The sequence below is a fragment of the Streptomyces sp. NPDC008313 genome (assembly GCF_042956125.1).
In the GTDB taxonomy this organism is placed as follows: domain Bacteria; phylum Actinomycetota; class Actinomycetes; order Streptomycetales; family Streptomycetaceae; genus Streptomyces.
The window spans coordinates 110,832-132,371 of record NZ_JBIBFR010000014.1; the positions used below are offsets into that span (position 1 = coordinate 110,832).

The 21,540-nt window shown below is 72.8% G+C and carries 20 protein-coding genes; 9 read left to right on the plus strand and 11 right to left on the minus strand.

Annotation, left to right across the window (positions count from 1 at the left end):
- Positions 1-238 precede the first annotated feature (238 nt).
- From ACFY93_RS20295 to ACFY93_RS20315, 5 genes are all read left to right on the plus strand, one after another.
- Positions 239-3,352, plus strand: a complete 3,114-nt coding sequence (locus tag ACFY93_RS20295; protein WP_391360754.1) for a nitrate- and nitrite sensing domain-containing protein — start codon at positions 239-241, stop codon at positions 3,350-3,352.
- Positions 3,349-3,849 (plus strand): roadblock/LC7 domain-containing protein, encoded by a 501-nt coding sequence (locus ACFY93_RS20300; protein WP_391360757.1) that lies wholly within the window; start codon positions 3,349-3,351, stop codon positions 3,847-3,849. Before ACFY93_RS20295 ends, ACFY93_RS20300 begins: the two co-directional genes overlap by 4 nt.
- A 65-nt stretch (positions 3,850-3,914) precedes the next feature.
- The gene (locus ACFY93_RS20305; RefSeq protein WP_391361082.1) at positions 3,915-4,328 is read left to right on the plus strand and encodes a DUF742 domain-containing protein; all 414 of its coding nucleotides are present in this window, start codon (positions 3,915-3,917) and stop codon (positions 4,326-4,328) included.
- Positions 4,309-4,947, plus strand: a complete 639-nt coding sequence (locus ACFY93_RS20310) for an ATP/GTP-binding protein (RefSeq protein WP_391360759.1) — start codon at positions 4,309-4,311, stop codon at positions 4,945-4,947. Before ACFY93_RS20305 ends, ACFY93_RS20310 begins: the two co-directional genes overlap by 20 nt.
- Positions 4,948-5,049: 102 nt before the next feature.
- On the plus strand, positions 5,050-6,339 hold the full coding sequence (locus ACFY93_RS20315; RefSeq protein WP_391360761.1) for a styrene monooxygenase/indole monooxygenase family protein: 1,290 nt from the start codon (positions 5,050-5,052) through the stop codon (positions 6,337-6,339).
- On the opposite strand, the gene ACFY93_RS20320 is transcribed toward ACFY93_RS20315, so the two are convergent.
- The 4 genes from ACFY93_RS20320 to ACFY93_RS20335 form a co-directional block, all read right to left on the minus strand.
- Entirely contained in the window at positions 6,276-7,511 is a 1,236-nt protein-coding gene (locus ACFY93_RS20320) for an NlpC/P60 family protein (protein WP_391360762.1), read from the minus strand. The genes ACFY93_RS20315 and ACFY93_RS20320 overlap by 64 nt on opposite strands.
- A gap of 102 nt (positions 7,512-7,613) precedes the next feature.
- Positions 7,614-7,994: a hypothetical protein gene (locus ACFY93_RS20325; protein ID WP_391360764.1), complete on the minus strand. Its 381-nt coding sequence runs from the start codon at positions 7,992-7,994 to the stop codon at positions 7,614-7,616.
- A 10-nt stretch (positions 7,995-8,004) separates the two neighbouring features.
- Complete coding sequence (locus ACFY93_RS20330) at positions 8,005-8,730, minus strand: TetR family transcriptional regulator (protein ID WP_391360767.1); 726 nt, start codon at positions 8,728-8,730, stop codon at positions 8,005-8,007.
- Between the two features lie 50 nt (positions 8,731-8,780).
- A complete protein-coding gene (locus ACFY93_RS20335; protein WP_391360769.1) occupies positions 8,781-9,710 on the minus strand; it encodes a diiron oxygenase in 930 nt (309 codons plus the stop codon).
- A 171-nt stretch (positions 9,711-9,881) separates the two neighbouring features.
- On the opposite strand from ACFY93_RS20335, the gene ACFY93_RS20340 reads away from it, so the two are divergent.
- Both ACFY93_RS20340 and ACFY93_RS20345 read left to right on the plus strand, forming a co-directional pair.
- Positions 9,882-10,988 (plus strand): diiron oxygenase, encoded by a 1,107-nt coding sequence (locus tag ACFY93_RS20340; RefSeq protein ID WP_391360772.1) that lies wholly within the window; start codon positions 9,882-9,884, stop codon positions 10,986-10,988.
- Between the two features lie 105 nt (positions 10,989-11,093).
- The gene (locus ACFY93_RS20345; RefSeq protein WP_391360775.1) at positions 11,094-11,699 is read left to right on the plus strand and encodes a Uma2 family endonuclease; all 606 of its coding nucleotides are present in this window, start codon (positions 11,094-11,096) and stop codon (positions 11,697-11,699) included.
- Here the strand turns inward: ACFY93_RS20345 and ACFY93_RS20350 are convergent.
- The 5 genes from ACFY93_RS20350 to ACFY93_RS20370 form a co-directional block, all read right to left on the minus strand.
- Positions 11,696-12,226, minus strand: coding sequence for a DUF3291 domain-containing protein (locus ACFY93_RS20350; RefSeq protein ID WP_391360778.1), 531 nt, complete (start codon positions 12,224-12,226; stop codon positions 11,696-11,698). The two genes, ACFY93_RS20345 and ACFY93_RS20350, sit on opposite strands and share 4 nt — an antisense overlap.
- Before the next feature lie 83 nt (positions 12,227-12,309).
- On the minus strand, positions 12,310-13,785 hold the full coding sequence (locus ACFY93_RS20355; RefSeq protein WP_391360781.1) for a penicillin-binding transpeptidase domain-containing protein: 1,476 nt from the start codon (positions 13,783-13,785) through the stop codon (positions 12,310-12,312).
- Positions 13,782-15,146: an FtsW/RodA/SpoVE family cell cycle protein gene (locus ACFY93_RS20360; RefSeq protein WP_391360784.1), complete on the minus strand. Its 1,365-nt coding sequence runs from the start codon at positions 15,144-15,146 to the stop codon at positions 13,782-13,784. Before ACFY93_RS20360 ends, ACFY93_RS20355 begins: the two co-directional genes overlap by 4 nt.
- Before the next feature lie 26 nt (positions 15,147-15,172).
- Positions 15,173-15,757 carry an SH3 domain-containing protein gene (locus ACFY93_RS20365; protein WP_391360786.1) on the minus strand — a complete coding sequence of 195 codons (585 nt, stop codon included), beginning with the start codon at positions 15,755-15,757 and terminating at the stop codon, positions 15,173-15,175.
- 178 nt (positions 15,758-15,935) lie between these two features.
- Complete coding sequence (locus ACFY93_RS20370; RefSeq protein ID WP_391360788.1) at positions 15,936-16,442, minus strand: protein phosphatase; 507 nt, start codon at positions 16,440-16,442, stop codon at positions 15,936-15,938.
- Positions 16,443-16,536: 94 nt separating this feature from the next.
- Between ACFY93_RS20370 and ACFY93_RS20375 the strand changes: the two genes are divergently transcribed.
- Positions 16,537-17,340: an NERD domain-containing protein gene (locus ACFY93_RS20375; RefSeq protein ID WP_391360790.1), complete on the plus strand. Its 804-nt coding sequence runs from the start codon at positions 16,537-16,539 to the stop codon at positions 17,338-17,340.
- Between the two features lie 61 nt (positions 17,341-17,401).
- On the opposite strand, the gene ligD is transcribed toward ACFY93_RS20375, so the two are convergent.
- On the minus strand, positions 17,402-18,292 hold the full coding sequence (ligD, locus tag ACFY93_RS20380) for a non-homologous end-joining DNA ligase (RefSeq protein WP_391360793.1): 891 nt from the start codon (positions 18,290-18,292) through the stop codon (positions 17,402-17,404).
- A gap of 59 nt (positions 18,293-18,351) precedes the next feature.
- Here ligD and ACFY93_RS20385 point away from each other — a divergent pair, with 59 nt between their 5' ends.
- Positions 18,352-19,572, plus strand: a complete 1,221-nt coding sequence (locus tag ACFY93_RS20385) for a Ku protein (protein WP_391360796.1) — start codon at positions 18,352-18,354, stop codon at positions 19,570-19,572.
- Positions 19,573-19,608: 36 nt separating this feature from the next.
- Here ACFY93_RS20385 and ACFY93_RS20390 read toward each other — a convergent pair whose 3' ends face one another.
- Positions 19,609-21,369: a beta-ketoacyl-ACP synthase II gene (locus ACFY93_RS20390; protein ID WP_391360799.1), complete on the minus strand. Its 1,761-nt coding sequence runs from the start codon at positions 21,367-21,369 to the stop codon at positions 19,609-19,611.
- Between the last annotated feature and the right edge of the window lie 171 nt (positions 21,370-21,540).

Below are 21,540 nucleotides of genomic sequence, written 5' to 3' on the forward strand. Positions count from 1 at the left end.
TGGCGGCGAATCCTGCCAAAGCATGTCGCCGACGTCCAACCGGCCCGCCGCGCAGGGCCGTCGCCCGTGCCACGGGAACTTGCCCGCCAACTCCTCGCCGATGTTCACTCCTTCGGGTGGCGGGTCAGGCGATGCGGGACCACTGCCCACCGGCACTGGGAGGGTCGAAAAGCCGTACCGGTAGACGTTCCTCCAGTTGACGGGACGTCACCCGGGCCCATGGGTACACGAGTCAGGAATGCGAGCACCGGTGCAGAAGACGCGGCCTCGGCGCACAGGTAAGCGGAAGACCTCCGAGGGGAGCGCGGAGCACACGCCGGGCGCTGCCGGACAGGAGACCGGAGGCAAGGGACGCCCCGCCCACGTACGCAATCGGCTGATCGTCGCCGTCGCCGTGGTGGCCGCCGCCGTCGCCGGTGCCGGAGCGCCCGCGGTCGTCGCCGCGTCGGGACAGCTGGGCGACTCGCAGAACCTGGTGACGCTCGCCGGGCAGACCCAGGAGGCGCTGACCCTCGCGCACTCCCTCGCCGACGAGCGGGACGAGGTCACCTCCTACATCGCGGCCGGTCGCCCCAAGGCCAAGGCGCCCTCCGCGCAGCGCGGCGACCGGGTCGACCGGCAGATCGAGGAGCTGCGCACCGACGCCTCCGCCGGTCTGCGCGAGAACCTCGACGACATCGCCTCCGTACGCAGGGCGGCGCTCATCGGGAAGGGCGGCGCCCTCGAGACGCACCGGGCGTACTCCTCCGCCATCACCGACCTGCACCGCCTCGCCGAGGATCTCGCCGAACAGCTCCCGCCCCGTGCGGGCTCCGGTGCCCACGCCCTCGCGGACCTCGACACCGCCGTCCAGCAGGCCGCCGCCGCCCGGGGGCTGCTCCTCGCGGCGCTGAACGTCCCGCGCTCCGAGCAGACCGTCGTCGACCCGGTCACCGGCCTGCCGAGCACCGAGAAGACCTCCTCGGCGGCCGACGCCAAGCAGCGCGACGCCCTCAGCGCCGCCGCCCAGCAGGCCGGGGTCCGCTCCGACGCGGCACTCGCCGACTTCCGCGACAGTGCCCCCAAGGCCGCCCGCGCCTCCTACGACTCCACGGTCACGGGACCCGAGGTCACCACCGCCGAGAAGTACCTCGCCGGGCTCACCGACCAGCCGACGCTCTCCGGCGCCGAGCTCGACTACGGCGCCGGGAAGGTGGAGGCCGCCCTCTCCGCCCGCGTCGACCTGATGCGCGGCGCCGAGGCGTCCCTCAATGACCGGCGCACCAAGGCCGTCGAACAGCTGCGGGACGACGATGTCACCGCCCTGGAGATCCGGGTCGCGGTCATCGGCGCCCTGCTGCTCGTCGCGGTCGGCGTCGCCATGGCCATGGCCCGTACGCTCACCCGCCCGCTGGCCGTCCTGCGGCTCGGCTCCGCCCGGCTCGCCGCCGACCCGGGCACCGGCGAGCCCCTCAAGTTCACCGGCCGCAACGACGAGTTCGCGCAGGTCGTCCGCTCCGTCAACGCGCTGCACGCGCACGCCGCCGGGCTGCAGGAGCGGATCGCCACCCTCGAAGCCGACCGCAAGCACCTCGTCGGGCAGCGCCAGTCGATGGCCGAAGAGCGCGAGCGGCTGCGGACGGAGCTAGCGGAGGCCGCCGGCCGTCTGAAGAAGGCGCGCGGCAGCATCCACGGCACCTTCGTCAACCTGGCGCTGCGCACCCTCGGTCTGGTGGAGCGCCAACTGGGTGTCATCGAGGGCCTGGAGGAGCGCGAGCAGGACCCCGACCGGCTCGCCACGCTCTTCAAGCTCGACCACTTCGCGACCGTCATGCGGCGCCACAGCGAGAACCTCCTGGTCCTCGCCGACGCCGAGCACGGTCAGCAGCACGGCGGGCCGGTGCCGCTCGTCGACGTCGTACGCGCCGCGGTCAGCGAGATCGAGCGGTACGAGCGGGTGCGCATCGCCGCGCTGCCGCCGCACGCGCACGTCCCCGGGTTCGCCGCGGACGACCTGAGCCACCTGGTGGCCGAACTGCTGGAGAACGCCACGTCGTTCTCGCCGCCCGACGTGCCCGTCGAGGTCTCCGGATGGCTGCTGGAGAACGGCGAGGTCATGCTCTCCGTGCAGGACGAGGGCATCGGCGTGCCGGCGGAGCGGATGAGCCGCCTCAACTCCCTGCTCGCCGGTCCCGACGCCGAGTACGACCAGGAGGACGGCGAGGGACTCGGGCTCGGCCTCTTCGTCGTGGCCCGGCTCGCCCACCGGCACGGAGTGCGGGTCCAGCTGCGCGAGCAGAAGCAGGGCGGTATCGCGGCGGTCGTCGTGCTCCCCAAGGCCCTGCTGGCCACGACGCCCGCGGTCACCGTGCCCACGGCCACCCCGGTCCTCGGCGGCGCGCCCGCGCTGTCCCTGCCCGGCGCCGACGCCGAGGCCAACTCCAACGTGCTGGCCGGGCGCCCCGGCCGCGACCCGCTGATCGCGGCGGCGGAGGAGGCGATGCGCGAGGGCGGCACGGAGGGCCCGAAGGAGCGGTCCGCGCGCGACGCCGAGCCGCGGGAGGCCGCACGGGCACCGGACCCGGCCGCCGAGCCGGACCCGGCCCGGCCCGCCGACCCGGCGACCGCCGTGACCGACGAGCCGGCCCCGGACACGGAGCCCGAGGCGGCCCCGGACACGGAGCCCGACGCGGCCCCCGAGGCGGCGTCCGACGCGACGGACGAGGCGGCCCCCGGCACGGCGTCCCACGCGACGGACGAGCCGGCGTCCGGGCCGGCCCCCGAGCCGACCGCGGACCCGGCCCCCGAGCCGGCGTCCGGCGAGCTGGACGACCCGGCCCCCGAGCCGACTCCCGAGACCACGATGGAGCTCTTCGCCCCACAGCCCCCGGCCGACGAGGCCGGACCCGCCGCATCTCACGCCGAACCCGCTCCCGAGCCGGAGCCCCAGCCCGCACCCCCCACGCTTCCGGCTCCCGAGGTGAGGCTCCCCGTCCCGCCCGCTCCCCGCGACCCCTACGCCATCGGCCCCGACACCCACGACCGCGCCCCCGACGAGGCGGCCCGGGAGTCCGGTGAGGAGCCTCAGCGGGTCACCGACAAGGGGCTCCCCAAGCGCACCCCGAAGATCGCCGCCCCCGTGCCCGCGCCCAGGGCGAAGGCGGGCGGTGTGGACGCCGACGCCCTGCGCCGCAGGCTCGGCGGCTTCCACCGGGGCGCGAAAAAGGGCCGCCGCGACGTCGAGGCGGAGATCGCGGAACAGACTGCCGAACAGGCCACGCCCACCGGCCCGGCGCAGCCGCCCGCTCCGGCGAGCGGCACCGCACGTACCGCAGAGTCCACGGGGGGTCCTGTCGAGGAGGCAAGCAGTTGACCGCGCCCAGTACCTTCGGACTGAGCAGTGAAGCCCGCAACCTGCACTGGCTGCTGACGAATCTCGTCGAGGAGGTGCCGGGCCTCCAGTCGGTCGCCGTGGTCTCCTCCGACGGCCTGCTGCTGCTCTCCTCGGACCGGACGAGGAACGCGCAGGCACGGCAGAACACCCCGCGGCCCAGCGGCCCGAAGGGCTCCGCCGCCGACCTCGCCACCGTCGTGTCCGGCATCGGCAGCCTCACCATCGGCGCCGCGGGCCTGATGGACGGCGGCGGCGTCAAGCAGACGATGGTGGCGATGGACGAGGGCAGCCTCTTCGTCATGTCGATCAGCGACGGCTCGCTGCTCGGCGCGCACGGCGCACCGGACTGCGACATGAGCGTGGTGGCGTACCACATGGCGCTCTTCGTCGGCCGCGCCGGTCACGTCCTGACCCCCGAACTCCGTAGCGAGCTACGCCAGTCACTGGAGGCCGAGTCGATGGGGAGTGCCCAGTGAGCACGTCCAGCACACCGAGCACGCCGGGTACGCCGGGCGGTCCGGGCGCTTCGGGTGCGCCCAGACTGCCGGTCCGCGGCGGCGACCGGAAGCCCGCCCGGGTACGCCCGTACTCGCTGACCGGCGGCCGCACCCGCTTCGGGCACGTGCTGCTCGTCGAGACCTTCGTCGCGGCGCTGGAGGCACCGGAGGAGCGGAAGGAGCTCACCGGCATCCCCGCCCAGCCCTTCGGCTCCGGGCCAGGCGCCCTCGCCGCCCGGCTCATGCCCGAGATGCGGGCCATCATCGAACTCTGCCGCCGGATGCGCACGGTGGCGGAGATCGCCGCGCTGCTGAGCATGCCGCTCGGTGTGGTCCGGGTCCTCCTGAGCGACCTCGCGGACCAGGGAAAGATCCGTGTGTACGGAACCGGTCACGGCCCGGGACAGCCGGACCGCGCTCTGCTGGAAAGGGTGCTGAGTGGACTCCGCCGTCTCTGACGCCGCCCCTGGCGTCTCCCCGCTCCTCGACGAGGAGGAGCAGCTCCGTCCCTGGCAGACGGACCGGACGCGCGCCCCGATCGCCACGAAGATCGTGGTGGCGGGCGGCTTCGGCGTCGGGAAGACCACGCTGGTCTCCACGGTCTCCGAGATCAGGCCCCTCCAGACGGAGGCGCTGATGACCCGGGCCAGCGAGGACACCGACGACCTCAGCGCGACACCGGAGAAGCTGACCACCACGGTCGCCATGGACTTCGGCCGGATCACGCTCGACGACGACCTGGTGCTGTACCTCTTCGGCACGCCCGGCCAGCAGCGGTTCTGGTTCATGTGGGACGACCTCGCGCGCGGGGCGATCGGCGCGGTGGTCCTGGCCGACACCCGCCGTCTGTCCGACTGCTTCCCGGCGCTGGACTACTTCGAGAGCTGCGGCCTGCCGTACGTCGTCGCGGTCAACCACTTCGACGGCAGCGAGCGGTTCGAGCCCGACGACGTGCGCGAGGCCCTCACGGTGCCCGCACACATACCTGTCATGATCATGGACGCGCGGCGCCGGATCACGGTGATCGAGACGCTTCTCGCCCTGGTCGGCCACGCACTCGAAGTCAGCCCCGAATAGCCGTACCCATGGACAGCCGCGCCGGTGCACAGCCGCACCGGTGTACAGACGCACCGGTGTACAGACGTACGGCCACGCACGTACGCAGAGTTGAGGACCCGTATGCGGAAGATACTCGTCGTCGGAGCCGGTCAGTCCGGTCTCCAGCTCGCCCTCGGCCTCCAGTCGCACGGGTACGAGGTCACCCTGATGTCGAACCGGACGGCGGACGAGATCCGTTCCGGCCGGGTCATGTCGACGCAGTGCATGTTCCACACGGCGCTGCAGCACGAGCGCGACCTCCAGCTGAACTTCTGGGAGTCCCAGGCCCCGAGGATCGAAGGGCTCGGCGTCTCGGTCGCGGCCCCGGGCTCCTGGGCCGAGGGCCCCGCGGCGCGCGCCATCGACTGGGTGGGCAGGCTCGACGGGTTCGCCCAGTCCGTCGACCAGCGGGTGAAGATGGCCGGCTGGATGGAGACCTTCGTCCAGCGCGGCGGCCAGCTGGTGATCCACGGCGCGGCGGTCTCCGACCTCGACTACTTCTCCCGTACGTACGACCTCGTGCTGGTCTCGGCGGGCAAGGGCGAGCTGGTCTCCATGTTCGGCCGGGACGCCTCCCGCTCCCCGTACACGGAGCCGCAGCGCGCCCTCGCCGTCGCCTATGTGCACGGCCTCGGCCCCCGTCCCGAGCACCCGGACTTCGACGCGGTGCGCTGCAACCTGGTCCCCGGGGTCGGCGAGCTCTTCGTGATGCCGACCCTCACCACGTCCGGCCGCGCCGACATCCTCTTCTGGGAGGGCGTACCCGGTGGCCCGCTGGACGCCTTCAAGGGTGTCAAGGACCCGGCGGAGCACCTCTCCCTGACCCTGGAACTCATGGAGCGGTTCACGCCCTGGGAGTACGCGCGGGCCACCAAGGTCGAGCTGACGGACGCGGGCGGCACCCTCGCCGGACGGTACGCGCCCACGGTCCGCAATCCGATCGGCCGGCTGCCCGGCGGCGGCCTGGTGCTCGGCGTCGCCGACGTGGTCGTCGCCAACGACCCGATCACCGGCCAGGGTTCCAACTCGGCGTCCAAGTGCGCCGCCTCGTACCTGGACTCGATCGTCTCGCACGGTGACGGGGAGTTCGACGAGGCCTGGATGACGCGGACCTTCGACCGCTACTGGGACACCGCCCAGCACGTCACCAAGTGGACGAACGCGATGCTCGGCGTTCCTCCGGAGCACGTGCTCGGCCTGATCGGCGCCGCCGGTCAGCTCCAGCCCGTCGCCGACCGCTTCGCCAACGGCTTCAACGACCCGGCCGACTTCGAGAACTTCTTCTACGACCCCGAGAGGACGAGTGCCTACTTGGCCTCGGTGACCGGGGCGGCGGGGGCGTCGGACGCCGGGGGCGTCGTCGCGGAGTAGCCCTCGTCCAGCCCGTTCGCCGCACCCGGGGGGAGCGCCGGCGGCGTGTACTGCGCCAGGGGCTCCCCGTCGGGGTCGGGCCGGACCGCGCCCAGCACCGGGTTGGCCGCGATCGGCGACACCTTGACCTTCGCCCCGGGGCGCGGGGCCTGGATCACCATGCCGTCGCCCAGGTACAGGGCGACGTGCGTGGCCTCCGGGAAGTAGATCACCAGGTCGCCGGGCCGCAGCTCGTCCAGCGGGATCCGCGGCAGCCGGGCCCACTGCCCCTGGCTGGTGCGCGGGATGCTCAGCCCGGCGCTCCGCCACGCCTGCGAGGTGAGCCCGGAGCAGTCGTACGCCCGCGGCCCCGCGGCGCCCCACACGTACGGCTTGCCGATCTGCGCCACGGCGTACCGCAGCGCCAGCTCGCCCTGGCGTGACGGGTTGCGCCGCTCGCCGAGCGCGCCGGACGCCACGAACGCCCGCTGCGCTACGGCCGTCCCGGACCTCTCGAACGCGGCAAGCTCGGCGAGCCGGGCGGGACTGAGCGAGCCGAGCAGTTCCTCGACCTCCCGCAGCTTCCGCTCGACCTCCTCCTTGGCCTTCTTCTGCCGCCCGGCGAGGGCGACGCGCTCGTCCAGCGCCTTCCTGGCGGCCCGGGCCAGCGCGTCGCGGCGCCGCTCGTCGCTGGTCAGCCGCTGGACCGTCTCGGCGCGGCCCTGCGCCACCTGCCGGATCACATGCCCCTGGTCGAGGGCCTGCTGCGGATCACGGGCCAGCAACAGCCGTACGTAGGGGGAGATCTGGGTGCTGCCCTGGTACTGCTGGCGGGCGAGCCGGCCCGCCGCGCCACGGCTGTCGTGCAGCGCGAGGCGGACCGTCGCGAGTTCCCGGTCGAGCCGGCCGACCTTCTCGCGCTGGGCCCGCAGTCTCTCCTCGGTCGCGTTGTACGTCTCGGTGGCCCGCTCCGCCTCCTGGTAGAGCCTCCGCAGATCCGCGAGGAGGGCGGAGACGGACCGTTCGCCCGCGCCGTCCCCCGCGCCGTCGCCCGCGTCGGGTGCGGGGGAGGCCGCGGTGGTCGTGGGCGTGGGCCCGGGAGCGGCCGTCGCGGTCGCGGGGGCGAGCAGCACCCCGGCCGTCACGGTCGCCATGGCGGCCGTGCACACCTGTCGCAGAAGCCTTCCTGACACGTCATCACCTCCGGTGCGAGGCGGCCCCTCCACCCCGCACCGTGAGCATGGGACGGGTCCGGCCGGCCCGCGCGCGGGCGGTGGGCGTTCGGCCCAAGCGGATCACTCGTCTGCGGCATCCGGCTTGCGGTCCGGCGCGGCGCCGTGCGCCCCGCCACCCTCACCGTCCGCGGTGCCGTCCGCGGTGCCGGCCGTGGTCCCGGGGGCGGTGCGGGGGGCGTCCGGCCTGGACCACGGCCACTTCAGGCGCGCGGTCGGGGGCGCGTCGGGCGCGTACTCGTACTTCCAGCCCAGGTGCAGGCCGAGCCGCTTGCTGCGGCGTGCCTGGACCCGCCGGTACACGTACACGGTGGGCGGGCCGCCGTCCGCGTCCGGCACCGGGACCCGGTACATCTTCGGCGGATGCCCGGTCGGCCCGAGCAGCACGGGCAGGACCCGGCCGTCCAGCGGGCCGCCCTCGAACAGGGTGTCTTCGCTCTTCACCGGACCAGTGTCACAGCAGGTGCGCCGCGTCCCCGACAACGGGCAGCACGCGCCGGGCGAGCGCGCCCACCGGGCCGTCGGACGTCTCCAGGGCGAGCGCGGTGCGCACCACCGAGGCGGACTGCGGATCACGTCCCGCGGTCACCGCGAGGGCGGCCACGAACTGCTCGACGAGCCAGTCCCGCAACTCCTCCAGCGGGGGCTCCTTGCCCTCGTCGAGCCAGATCAGCGACGCGGCCTCCACCGCGGTGATCCACATCCGGACGGTCATCCGCAGGCGCGGTCCCGGCTCCGGGACGCCCAGGTGACTGAGGATGTGCTCGGCGGCGGCCCGCCGGACTCCGTCCACGATCGCCGTGGTCCTGGACGTCTCGACGACGCTGCCGCCCTGCAGGAGCGCGCTGAACCCGGCGTCGTGCTGGTCGACGAAGGCGAGATAGCGGTCGAGGGCGCGGACGAGGCGCTGGGTGAGAGGGCCCTCGGGAGGCTCGGCGAAGCACTGCCGCAGTTCCTGGGCGGCGGAGCGCAGGGCGGCCTCGTACAGCTGCTGCTTGCCGCCGGGGAAGTAGCGGTACACCAGGGGGCGCGACACCCCGGCAGCCTCGGCGACGTCGTCGAGGGAGACCTCCTCGGGCGGGCGGTGCGCGAAGAGCGACAGGGCGGCTTCGAGCAGCTGGCTGCGCCGCTCCTCGACGCTCAGCCTGCGATACGCGCGCGTGGGAGCCTCGGAGGTCATACCCCGCAGCGTAACCGGGAGCGCACCGCCGCGGGCCGCTCCCGGGGCGCCTAAGCGAGCAGCCCCGACGACTTCCACAGCCGTCGTCCGACGCCCCGCAGCACCCCGATGTCGTCCAGGAAGTCGGTCAGGCGCTTCGCCCCCGTCTGCATGACCTCCCGCCGGTGTCCGCTCGCCTGCGCCTGCGCGAGCGCCTCGCGCTTGTCGAGGCCGACGTTGGTGTACACGTCGGGGTTGATGAACGCGACGGAGAAGACCCGGGCGAACTCTCCCGAGGTGACCCGGGTGAACTCCTGCGACCAGCGCGGCGCCGTCACCATCTGGCGCCGCAGCTCCTCACGGGCGTACCGCACGTGCCGCGCCTCCTCCACGACGTGGATGCGCGTGACGCCCCGGATCAGCGTCTGGACCCGCTCGTCGGGGAACGTCAGCCGCTGCATCCAGTCGAGGATCTCCTCGCCGAGCAGCGTGGCCGTGAACGACCCGGGCGTGGTGGAGATGGTCTTGAACAGCCGGCCGAGGTTCTGGTGGACGCGGCTGACCGGGTAGTACGGGGTGCCGCCCCGGGTGATGAGCCGGGCGAACATCTTCGAGTGACGGCACTCGTCCTCGATCTCGGTGAGCGCGTACCGCACGTGCGAGCTCGTGGCCGCCTTGTCGTAGATGTGCCGGCACAGCAGCTGCATCAGGATGATCTCGAACCAGATGCCCAGCGAGGCGAGCGCGGCGGCCTCGTGCTGCGAGAGCGCGATCCGCTGCTCCTCGCCCATCCGCTTCCACAGCGGGGTGTCGTACAGCGACACGAGCTCCGGCGGCCAGAACCACTTGCCCTCCTCGAAGGGCGCGTCCCAGTCCAGCTCCTTGTCCGGGTCGAAGGAGTGCTTGGCGGAAGAGTCGAGCAGCCGCTCGGCCACCTGCTCCCGGTCCTTGAGCAGGCCGAGCGCGTCGCGCAGCACTTCGGCTTCCGTCACGGTCGTCATGACAGTTCCACCTTTTCGTACGGGTTCGAGGGGGCCTCGGGGCGCTCGGCACGCGCGCTCCCGCGAGCGTTACCGGTGGTCACCTCTTATGAGACTGCTTGTCAGCAAGACCGTCAATCCCTTGTGCACGACTTGTTGACCGCGCGTCTACCACGTAGGAGCCTGCGGGGTATGCCGACGTATGAGCTGTACGCCAAGGACCCGGGAGACCCCCACTGGCAGGTGCCCGCCACAGGCGCCGCGCGCTTCAGCTGGGAGTACGACGACGGCCGCGACCGGCTGCTGGCCCTCTACCAGAAGGGCAAGGACAAGCAGTGGGACGGTCAGCGGCGGATCGACTGGGACCTGGAGGTCGACCCCCTCGACCCGCTCGGGACGCCGGACGAGGCGATGACCCTCTACGGCACCCGCCACTGGGACAGGATGACGGAACGGGACAGGGGTGAACTGCGCAAGCACTACGCCTCCTGGCAGTTCAGCCAGTTCCTGCACGGTGAGCAGGGCGCGATGGTGTGCGCGGCGCGCATCGTGGAGTCCGTGCCCGACCTCGACGCCAAGTTCTACTCGGCGACCCAGACCATGGACGAGGCCCGGCACGCGGAGATCTACGGCAGGTTCCTGCACGAGAAGATAGGGATGCTGTACCCGGTCAACGACAACCTCCAGTCGCTGCTCGGCGACACCCTCCGCGACAGCCGCTGGGACATGCCCTACCTGGGGATGCAGGTCCTGATCGAGGGCCTCGCGCTCGCCGCCTTCGGCATGATCCGCGACACCACCGACAAGCCGCTGCCGAAGCAGATCCTCGCGTACGTGATGCAGGACGAGGCCCGCCACGTCGCTTTCGGGCGGATGGCACTGCGCGACTACTACGCACAGCTCACGGACGCCGAACTGCGCGAGCGCGAGGAGTTCGTCATCGAGGGCTGCTACCTGATGCGCGACCGGCTGCGCGGCGTCGAGGTCCTGGAGAACTTCGGCATCCCGAAGGCGGAGGCCGAGGAGTACAGCGAGCAGTCCGAGTTCCTGCACCTGTTCCGCAAGCTGCTCTTCAGCCGCATCGTCCCCTGCGTCAAGGACATCGGCCTGTGGGGCAAGCGCCTCCAGGAGGCCTACGTCGACATGGGCGTCTTCGAGATGGGCGACTCCAACCTGGACCTCCTCATGACCCAGGACGAGGAGATCGCCGAACGCCTGGACGCGGAACGCTTCGCCGAGGAGGAGAAGGCCCGGGTGGCGGAGGTGGAGGACGCCGTCGAGGCGGGCGCGGACGCCTGAGACCGGTCAACACGGCGCTGGGCGATCACTCCGCGGGGGAGGATATCGGCGTATTGCCTGAGTACGCTGGGCCTGTCAGGCAGACTCCGCCGCATGGGAGTGATCATGAGCGCCGCACGCGAGTACGGGCTGGACGAGCAGTACGAGTGGGCTCGTCCGCCGGCCGGCGGCTGGACGGCGGACGACCTGGACCGGCTCCCCAATCTTCCTCCGCACACGGAGCTGATCGACGGGAGCCTGGTTTTCGTGAGTCCGCAGACGGAGTTCCACATGCGCATGATGCGGCTCCTGGAGAACGCTCTGCTGGACCAGGCTCCAGCCGATTTCGAGGTCTTCCGTGAATTCACCGTGGAGATCGACAGCCGTAACCGTCCGGAGCCCGATGTCGCGGTCGTCCGTGCCGGCGCGGACACGGGCGCACGGCGGACGCGGCTGCGATCCGAGGACGTCGTCCTCGCCGTCGAGGTCGTCTCACAGGATTCCGTGGCGCGCGACCGGGAGGTCAAGCCCGGGAAGTACGCGAAGGCGGGTATCCAGCACTTCTGGCGGATCGAGGAGGACGGCGGCCTTCCCGTGGTGTACGCCTTCGAGCTCGACCCCGCCACATCCGCCTACGGTCCGGTGGGCATCTTCCACAACCGGCTCAAGCTGACGCTGCCGTTCCTCATCGACATCGACCTCACAGCGATCAACCGGCGGGGACGGCTCTAGGCTCCCGCGGGCTCGCCCGCCCCCGCCGGCTCGAAGGCCCCGGCCGGGAACGCCGTCCGCAGGGTGAACGCGTGTCCCGTCGGTCCGTGTTCGCGCAGGTGGAGGAGGCGGGCCTCCGCCTCGGCGACCGTCGGGCGGTGGCCGGACGGGACCCACCACAGCGCGGTGACCGCCTCCTCCAGGCGGTCGAACCACTCCCTCCTGCGGGCCAGCAGCTCGCGGTGCAGTCCCTGGTACATGAACGTGGTGAGCGCCTCGACGTCGCGCCACACCGACAGGTTCACGATCAGCCACTCGTCACCGAAGACCGGGACGTCCGTCGCGTTGCCCGAGTCGCTCTGGAGGCGCCAGACGAAGCCGTCCGAGGCGTCCGCCGCGGCGTTCACCGGGTCGAGGCCGTCCACGAAACCCTTCAGCACGGGGGAGTCCAGCGGAGCCTTGAGACGGGCGATGTTGACCTGGGCGAGTTCGTACGCGGTGGATCCCGCGGGAGGTGTCGGGGGCGTCGGGGCTGTCGAGGTCGTCATGAACCGAACGATAGGTCGGTCGGCGTACGCGTCCCACCCCCGTCTCACGTACCGGGCAGCGCGTCCGGCGCGAAGCCGCTCCCTCAACGCCCGTTTCCAGACGCGCTGTTGAGTACCGCCTCCATCACCGCCCGGGCGACCGGGGCCGCGTCGCCGCCGCCGCTGATCTCGCCCCGGTCGTCGTCCGCGTCCTCCACGACGACCGCCACCGCGACCGCCGGCTCCATGGCGTCGTCCGCCCGCGCCCACGAGATGAACCAGGCGTACGGGATACCCGAGTTGCCGAGTCCGTGCTGCGCCGTGCCGGTCTTGCCGCCCACCGTCGCGCCCCGGATCGCCGCGTTCTCCCCGGTGCCCTTCTCCACCACGTCCCGCATCATCCGGCGCAGCCGGACCGCGGTCGAGGGGCGCATCGCCCGGTGCAGCGTCCGCGGCGTCGTGGACCGGACCGTGGCGCCGTTCGCCGTCGTCGTCCGCTCCACCAGATAGGGCGCCCTGACCGTGCCGCCGCCCGCCACCGCCGCCGAGACCATCGCCATCTGGAGCGGCGTGGCCCGCGTGTTGAACTGGCCGATGGAGGACAGCGCGAGCTGCGCCCGGTCCAGGCCCGAGTCGAAGTTGCTCGGCACGACGGGGAACGGGACCCGCAGCCGCCGGTCGTTGAAACCGAAGGCCGCCGCCGTCCGCGCCATGTCCCGCATCCCCACGTCCACGCCCAGCTTGGCGAAGACCGTGTTGCACGACCAGGTGAACGCGTACCGCAGCGAGGCGTCCTCGCAGCCCTCGACCTCGTTCGTCATCCGCGTCCTGGTGCCGGGCAGCCGGTAGGGGTCGGGGGACCGGGTCTTCGCGTCGAGGTCCTTCACCACGCCCGAGTCCAGCGCCGCCGCCGCCGTCAGCACCTTGAAGGTGGAGCCCGGCGGATACGTCTGCCGGATCGCCCGGTTGAGCATCGGCTTGCCCACCGCGCCGTTCAGCCTGTTCCACGCCGCCGCCACCGAGGCGCCCGTCCCCGACAGCACCGCCGGATCGTACGAAGGGGTCGAGACCAGTGCCAGGATCCGTCCCGTCGACGGCTCCACCGCCGCGACCGCGCCCCGGCGCGCGCCCAGCCCCTCGTACGCCGCACGCTGCGCCGCCGGGTCGATCGTGGTCACCACCCGGCCGCCGCTGCTGTGCTCACGCGTGACGTCGTTCCACAGCGGGAGCGGCATGAGCATCGGGTGCGTCCCGGACAGGATGTCGTCCTCGCTGTGCTCCAGCAGCGACGTCCCGTACACCTGCGAGGAGTAGCCCGTGACCGGCGCGTACAACGGGCCGTCGGTGTACGTCCGTTCGAAGCGGAACCGCTCGCCCGTGTCCACGGACCCGGTGACCGGCCCGTCCCCGACCACGATGGCTCCCCGGGGATGGCTGTAACGGGCCATGGGGGAGCGGCGGTTGGCCGGGTTGTCGTCGTACGTCGACGCCTGGATGACCTGGACGCGGGCGGCGTTCACGAGAAGCGCGACCAGCAGCAGCGCGCACAGCGCGGCGGCCCGGCGGATGCAGCGGGTCATGGCGCCGGTGTCCCCCCGGGCCGGCCGGGCCGCTCCGGGTCCGGGGCGTGCCGACGGGCCGAGTCGCTGAGCCGGATGAGCAGGGCCACGATGATCCAGTTGGTGACGACCGAGGAGCCGCCCTGCGCCAGGAACGGCATCGCCATGCCGGTGAGCGGGATCAGCCCGGTCACCCCGCCCGCGATCACGAAGACCTGGAGCGCCACGATCGAGGCGAGGCCCGTCGCGAGGAGCCGGCCGAAGGGATCGCGCAGACGCAGCGCCGTGCGGAAACCGCGCTCCACGAGCAGCGCGTACAGCAGGAAGATCGCGCTGAGCCCGGCCAGCCCCAGTTCCTCGCCCGCCGTCGCCAGGATGAAGTCCGACTTGACGGCGAACCCGATGAGAACGGAGTGGCCCACGCCCAGGCCGGTGCCGAGGACGCCCCCCGCGGCGAACGCGAAGAGCGACTGGGCGAGCTGATGGGGCCCCTCGCCCGCCTCGATCGACGCGAACGGGTGCAGCCAGTCCTCGACCCGGCTGTGCACATGCGGTTCCAGGCGGCCCACGGCGAACGCGCCGAGGACCGCGAGCAGCAGGCCCATCGCGATCCAGCCGGTGCGGCCGGTGGCCACGTAGAGCATGATCACGAACAGGCCGAAGAACAGCAGCGAGGTCCCCAGGTCCCGCTCCAGGACCAGTACCCCGACGCTCAGCAGCCAGATCGCGACGATCGGTCCGAGGACCCGCCCCGGGGGCACCCGCAGGCGGCCGAACCGCCAGATCCGGCGGCCCGTGTACGCGAGCGCGGAGCGGTTGGCCGCCAGGTAGCCGGCGAAGAACACGGCGAGCAGCACCTTCGCGAACTCGCCGGGCTGGATGGAGAAGCCGGCGACGCGGAGCCAGATGCGGGCGCCGTTCACCGAGGGGAAGAAGATCGGCAGGATGAGCAGGGCGAGCGCCGCGACGACGCAGATGTACGTGTACCGCTGGAGCACCCGGTGATCGCGCAGCAGGAGCACGACCCCGGTGAAGAGCGCGACGCCGAGCGCCGACCAGACGAGTTGCGTGGTGGCCGCCTGGTCGTCGGGCGTCTCCAGGTCGAGCCGGTAGATCAGGACCAGGCCCAGGCCGTTGAGCAGCACGGCGATCGGCAGCGGCAGCGGATCGGCGTCCGGCGCCCGCAGCCGCACGGCGATGTGCGCGAGAAGGGCGAGCACGCCGAGCCCGGCGCCGTAACCAGCGGCGCCGGGGGGAACGGTGCCGTCGTGGGCGAGGCCCACGGCGCAGTAGCCGTACACGGAGAGCAGGACGGCCAGGACGAGGAGGGCGAGCTCGACGCCGCGGCGCCGGGGCGGCGGGGCGGGCGGATCCGCCGCCATCGGCGTGCCGGTGCTCTTCGCCCGCGTCAGCACCAGCGGGGGGCCGGACCGACGTTGTCGATGTAGCGCGCGGAGCCCCAGGCCCAGGTTCCGTCGGTCAGCAGGTACCACAGCGGGTTGCCGTCCACCCGCTGGCCGGGGGCCTTGCAGTAGATGTTGACGATCTCGCCGTGGTGCGCGGTACGGATCACGGCGCTGCGCTGCGTCGGCGCGCTGCGCAGGACAAGACCGCCGCGAGCGGTGATCCGGCCCCGGTAGACGGCGTTGTCGTCCTCGTGCTGGTCACCGTGCGCGCTGTTGCTGTTGCTGTTGCTGTTGCTGTGGCCGTTGGCGGTGCCGGTGTTCGGCGCGGTGCCGGTGTCGCCGTTGCCCGGCTGGGCGTCGTTCTGGTCGCGTCCGGGGGTGGCGGTGGAGCCGTTGTCGTCGCGTCCGGTGCCCGCACCGGTGCCCGAGCCGTTGTCGTCGCGTCCGGTGTTCGCCGGGGAGCTGCTGGGGTTCTGCGCCGGCTCCCAGTCGTCGTCGGCGAGGGAGGGCGTCGCTCCGGCCAGGGCGACGAGGCTGCCCGCGGCGAGAGTCACGGCGAGACGGGTGCAGGTGGTCCGCAGGGACATGGAGGGCTCCTCCTGGAAGAGGCGGTACACAGGTGGATATCTGACTAATCGCCACATTACGGTCACGCCTGGGCTCACGCAGATCACGCTGCGCCATCGGAGAGTCGCGCGATGCGGGCATCGGGGCAGATGGGAAGGCGCCGTGGAACCTGGCCGGGCCCGGCCGCGCACCGGCGCGTCAGTCCCGCAGCTCCTCCAGCAGCCGCGCCGTCGCGAGACCGGCCCGCAGATACTCCACGAACAGCTCGTTGTGCAGGGCCCAGGGCGAGCGACGGGCCCTGATCAGCCGGATCGCGTCGTCCGTGTCGCGCCCCGCGCGGACCAGGGCGTGCGCCACCACCAGCCCCGAGCGGTTGTAGCCGTGGAAGCAGCGGACCAGCACCCGGCGGTCCTCGTCCAGACCGTCGCCCGCCGCCTGCGCGAGTCGCATCACGCCCGCCAGCTGCGTACCGTCGAGAGGACCGTCCGGGATCGGCCACACGTGGTGCTCGACGCCCGGATCGGGGCCGTACCCCGGGAGCCGCAGCATGGTCAGGACCAGGTCGAACTCGTCGTGCACGACGGCGAGCTCCCGCCCGCCGGAACCATCGCGGTACTCGTGTCCGCCCATCCACAGGCCGGGCACGATCTCGCTCCACGGGTGGTCCGGGGCCGGTACGTCGGACTGTTCTCGGCGGGTCCGCAACAGCGCCTCCCCAGCTCTCCAACTCCTCCCCACGGTAGCCGGGTTCTTGCCCCACGAGCACCCTGCCTGCTCCCATGGACCGGGGTGATGGTGCATGAAGGGACTGCGCGTCGTGCCGGCCCGGTGGCACGGGCAGGAACGTCTGTACGTCTGCCTCACCGACGGGAGGAACGTCGCCTGGTACGACCGTGAGACCGCCCGGGTCAGCCTGCTCCGCGAGGACTGCCGCGAGGACGTCCTCCACGCCCTGGCCCCCTTCCTCACCGGCACCGTCACCGTCGGGCCGCCCCCCGTCCTCACCGCCGCCGGACTCGCCGGTCTCACGCTCCCCCCGGACGACGACCTCGCCCCGAACCGGCCCGGCGAGGCGCTGCTGATCGACCTCGACCGTTTCCCCGGCCCGGCGCGCCGCCTGCGCCCCGACCCGCGCCGCCGGGCGCTCGCCGCCGAGCAGGCGGTGGGGGAGGCCCTCGACCGCCTCGCGGGCGCCGGCTGTCACACGCTGCACTCCATCCCCCTGCCGGGCGGCGACCGCATCCACCACCTGCTCATCGGCCCCGGCGGCCTGTTCTGCGTCCACACCCTCCACGCCCGCCGGCAGCGCGTCCTCGTCGCCGGCCCGATGGTCACCGTGGGCCGTCGTGAGGCACGTCCCCTGCTGCGCCGGGTACGGGCGGACGCCGACCGTGCCTCGTACGCCCTGACGGCCGAGGTCCACCCGGTCCTGGCCCTGGTGGGCTGCGACGCCCCGGCCGTCACGGCACCGGTGGCGGACGTGCGCGTGGTCCGGGACACCGACCTCACGGCGCTGACCGGGGCGGGCGGGGTGCTGAAGCCGGCGGACGTGGAGGCGCTGCACACGATGGCCAGGGACCGCAAGGCGTGGCTGCGGGTGTGAAAGCCGGGGACAGCGGGGTGTGGCTGCGGGGGTGAGCGGACGGTGGCGGCCCCGCGATCGATCACACCGGCCGGGGCAGCGGGTGGGTACGGTCCGGGTCGAGGAGGGGCGCGAGCAGGTCACCGTGCTCCCGCAGTCGCGCGGCCATGTCCCCGGCCCGTACGGCGAGGGCCTCCGGCTCCGCGCAGTCCTCGACCTCGTCCCAGGTCACCGGCGCGGACACGGTGGGCTCGGGGCGTGCCCGGAGGGTGTACGGGGCGGCGGTGGTCTTCCGCGCGGCGTTCTGGCTGAAGTCGACGAACACCTTGCCGGGGCGCAGGCTGCGGGTCATCCGGTGGACGACGAGCCCGGGCAGCTCCCGCTCCGCCTCGACGGCGAGCCGCTTCGCGTAGGCGCTGGCCTCGCCCGACGGGACCGGCTCCAGCGCGGCCAGCAGGTGCAGCCCCTTGGACCCCGACGTCTTCGCGTACGCCTCGATGCCGTCCTCGGCGAGCCGGGTCCGCAGCCAGAGCGCCACCTCGCAGCACTCGACGACCGTGGCCGGCGCCCCGGGGTCGAGGTCGAAGACGAGGCGGTCGGCGATGTCGGCCGCCTGGGCCCGCCACTGGGGCGTGTGGAACTCGGTGACGAGGTTCGCCGCCCACATCAGGCTGGGGAGGTCCTGGACGACCACCATCCGGGCCGGACCCTCGGCGCGGGGCACCTCGGTCGTGGTGACCCACTCGGGCGTACCGGGCGGCACGTTCTTCGTGAAGAAGACCTGGCCGTCCGGGCCGTCCGGGTAGCGCAGGAACGAGACCGGCCGGTCCCGCAGATGGGCCAGCAGCGGGTCGGCCGTCGTCGCGTAGTAGTGCAGCATCTCGCCCTTGGTGAAGCCGGCCGCCGGGTACAGGACCTTCTCCAGGTTGGACAGGGCCAGCCGCCGCCCCTCCACCTCCGTGATCGGCGTCATACGATGAGAATCCCACGAAAACAGCCGGTATTGCCTGTTCCGAGCGAAGGGTGCGGTACGTGCGATCCATCTGGAACGGCGCCATCTCCTTCGGCATGGTCAGCATCCCGGTCAAGCTGATGACCGCCACGGAGAGCCACTCGGTCTCCTTCCGCCAGATCCACCTGGAGGACGGCGGCCGCGTCCGCTACCGCAAGTTCTGCGAGCTGGAGGACCGCGAGGTCACGCCCGGTGAGATCGGCAAGGGGTACGAGGACTCGGACGGCACGGTCGTCCCGATCACCGACGAGGACCTGTCCCACCTGCCGCTTCCGACCGCCAGGACGATCGAGATCACGGCCTTCGTGCCGGCCGAGCGGATCGACCCCCTCCAGATGGCCACCGCGTACTACCTGTCGGCGAACGGGGCCCCGGCGACCAAGCCGTACACCCTGCTGCGCGAGGCCCTGAAGCGCAGTGGGAAGGTCGCCGTCGCGAAGTTCGCGCTGCGCGGGCGCGAGCGGCTGGGGATGCTGCGGGTGGTGGGCGACGTCATCGTGATGCACGCTCTGCTCTGGCCGGACGAGATCCGTGCCACCGACGGAGTGGCCCCCGACACCGGCGTCACGGTGCGTGACAAGGAGCTGGACCTCGCGGACGCGCTGATGGAGACCCTGGGCGGGATCGACCTGGACGAGCTGCACGACGACTACCGCGAGGCCGTCGAGGAGCTGGTCGCGGCCAAGGCGTCCGGTGCGCAGGTGCCCGCCGCCCCCGCGGAGGAGGGTGGCAAGGTCCTCGACCTGATGGCCGCGCTGGAGCGCAGTGTGCAGGCGGCCAAGGGCGCGAAGGGAGCCGGCGGCGACGAGGGCACCGGCGCGGACGCCGAGGTCACCCGGCTGCGGAACCGGAAGACGCCGAGGCGCGGGACCTCGGCCGGGAAGCCGTCGCGTGCGGCTTCTGAGGAGACGGCGGCCTCGGAGGAGACGGCCGCGTCGGAGGGGACGGCCGCCTCGAAGAGGTCCACGGCGAAGAAGACGTCCGGGAAGCCCGCGCCCCGCTCCGGCACCGGAGCCCGCGCCTCCGCCGAGAAGACGTCCGCGGCGAAGAGCGGGACCGCCGGGAGAACGGCGGCGAAGAAGACGGCGAAGAAGACAGCGGCGAAGAAGACAGCGGCGAAGAAGACGGCGGCGAAGAAGACGGCGAAGAAGACCTCCGCGAAGGGGACGGCGGCCGGGAAGACGGCGGCCGAGAAGACGCCGGCCAGGAAGACCGCCGCCCGCAAGCGCACGTCGGCGTAGGAGCCCCCGGGCCCGGTCCGCCCCCCCCGGAAGGGACTACGCGGTGCGCCGCAGCGCCAGTACGGCGTTGTGGCCGCCGAAACCGAACGAGTTGCTGAGGGCCAGGTCACCCGCGGTGGGCAGGGCCCGCGGGGTGTCTGTCACGACGTCCAGGCCGATGGCGTCGTCCTGCTCGGCGCAGCCCATGGTGGGCGGGATGACCCCGTGGTGCAGCGTGAGGACGGCGGCGACGGCCTCGACCCCGCCCGCGGCCCCCTGGAGGTGCCCGAGGCTGCCCTTCAGCGCGGTGACGGGCACGCCGTCGCCCAGGACCGTCCGCAGGGCCGTCGCCTCGGCGAGGTCGCCGTCGACGGTGGCGGTGGCGTGGGCGTTGACGTGGACGACGTCCACGGCGTGGGCGCCGGCGTCCTGGACGGCGCGGCGCAGCGCGAGCGCGACACCGCGGCCGGACGGGTCGGGCGCGGCCATGTGGTGGGCGTCGGCGGACAGCCCCCAGCCGGCCGCCTCGCAGTAGATGCGGGCGCCGCGGGCGCGTGCGTGCTCCTCGGACTCGAGGATCAGGAAGCCCGCGCCCTCGCCGTTCACGAAGCCGTCGCGGTCCTTGGCGAAGGGCCGGGAAGGGGTGCCGGCATCCAGGCCGTGCGCGGACAGGGCGCGCATCGCGGCGAAGGAGGCCATGATCGCCGGGGTGACGACCGCCTCCGCGCCCCCGGCGACGGCGACGTCGACACGGCCGAGGCGGATGCGGTCGATGGCCTGCCCGATGGCCTCCGTCCCGGAGGCGCAGGCGCTGGTCACGGTCCGGGCCTCGCCGGTGATGTGCAGGTCCAGCGACACCTGGGAGGCGGCCTGCGAGGGCACCGTCATCGGCGTGGTGAGCGGGGACACGGCACGCGCCCCCTTGTCCCGAAGCTTGCGGTCGCCGCCGACCAGGACGGAGGCGTCGCCGAGGATGGCGCCCACGGACACGCCGACCCGCTCGGGGTCGAGCCCGCTCCCGTCCGTGCCGGACGCGTCGAACCCGGCGTCCTGCCAGGCCTCCCGCGCGGCGATCACCGCGAACTGGGCGGCGCGGTTCATCCGCCGCGCCTGCGGCCGGGGCAGCACCTCGGCCGGGTCGACGGGCACGGTCCCGGCCACCCGTACGGGCAGCCCGGCGAACTCCTCGCCCTCCAACTCCCGTATGCCGCAACGGCCTTCGCTCAGCCCCTGCCAGAGTGCGTCCACACCGACCCCCAGGGGTGTGACGGCGCCCACCCCGGTCACGACGACGCGGCGCGGCGCGTGGGCGTCCGGCCGCTGCTTCGGCCGGGGATGGTGGCGCACGACACACTCCCGGCCGCCGGCCCGCTCGGCCAGGGAGCGCATCTCGTCGTCCGTCAGCGGCCGCTCGCCCGGCTGGTCCAGATCCCGGTGCCACAGCCCCCACCGCCGTGTGTGCGACTCCGCCTCGGCCGCGGGGTCGACGACGCGCAGCGAGGTGACCCGGTCGCCCTCGTGGAACTCCACCGATCCGAGGTCGCTGGAGGTGACCAGCGGGATCTCCTGGACGTTCATCCGCCGCGAACCCACCGTCACGGCACTGGCGCGCCCGAGCACCTCGTCATGATCCGTGCCGCCGAGCGGCGGCCGCAGCGTCATCCGGATCGTCTCCGGAGTCTCCGGAAGCGTGTGTGTCACGACGTACCACGTGTGCTCGGTCACGTCCTTCTCGCGGAGGGCGAGAAGGTCACCGGGTACGACCTCGGCGGCGGTGACGACGTGCGGCTGGACGGGGATGTCCCGGGAATTGCTCATGTCGGTCGGTGCTTTCCGTGGTTCGAGTGCGGGGGGTCGTGGCCACGCGCGGCCTTCGCGCCGCACAGCGGGCACGACGACAACACGCGGGTGACGAGCGGGAATTCGACAGAACGGACGGAGGCCGGAAAAGGCCGGGAACGCCCTGCGCGCGCTCCGGGGAGAGACCCC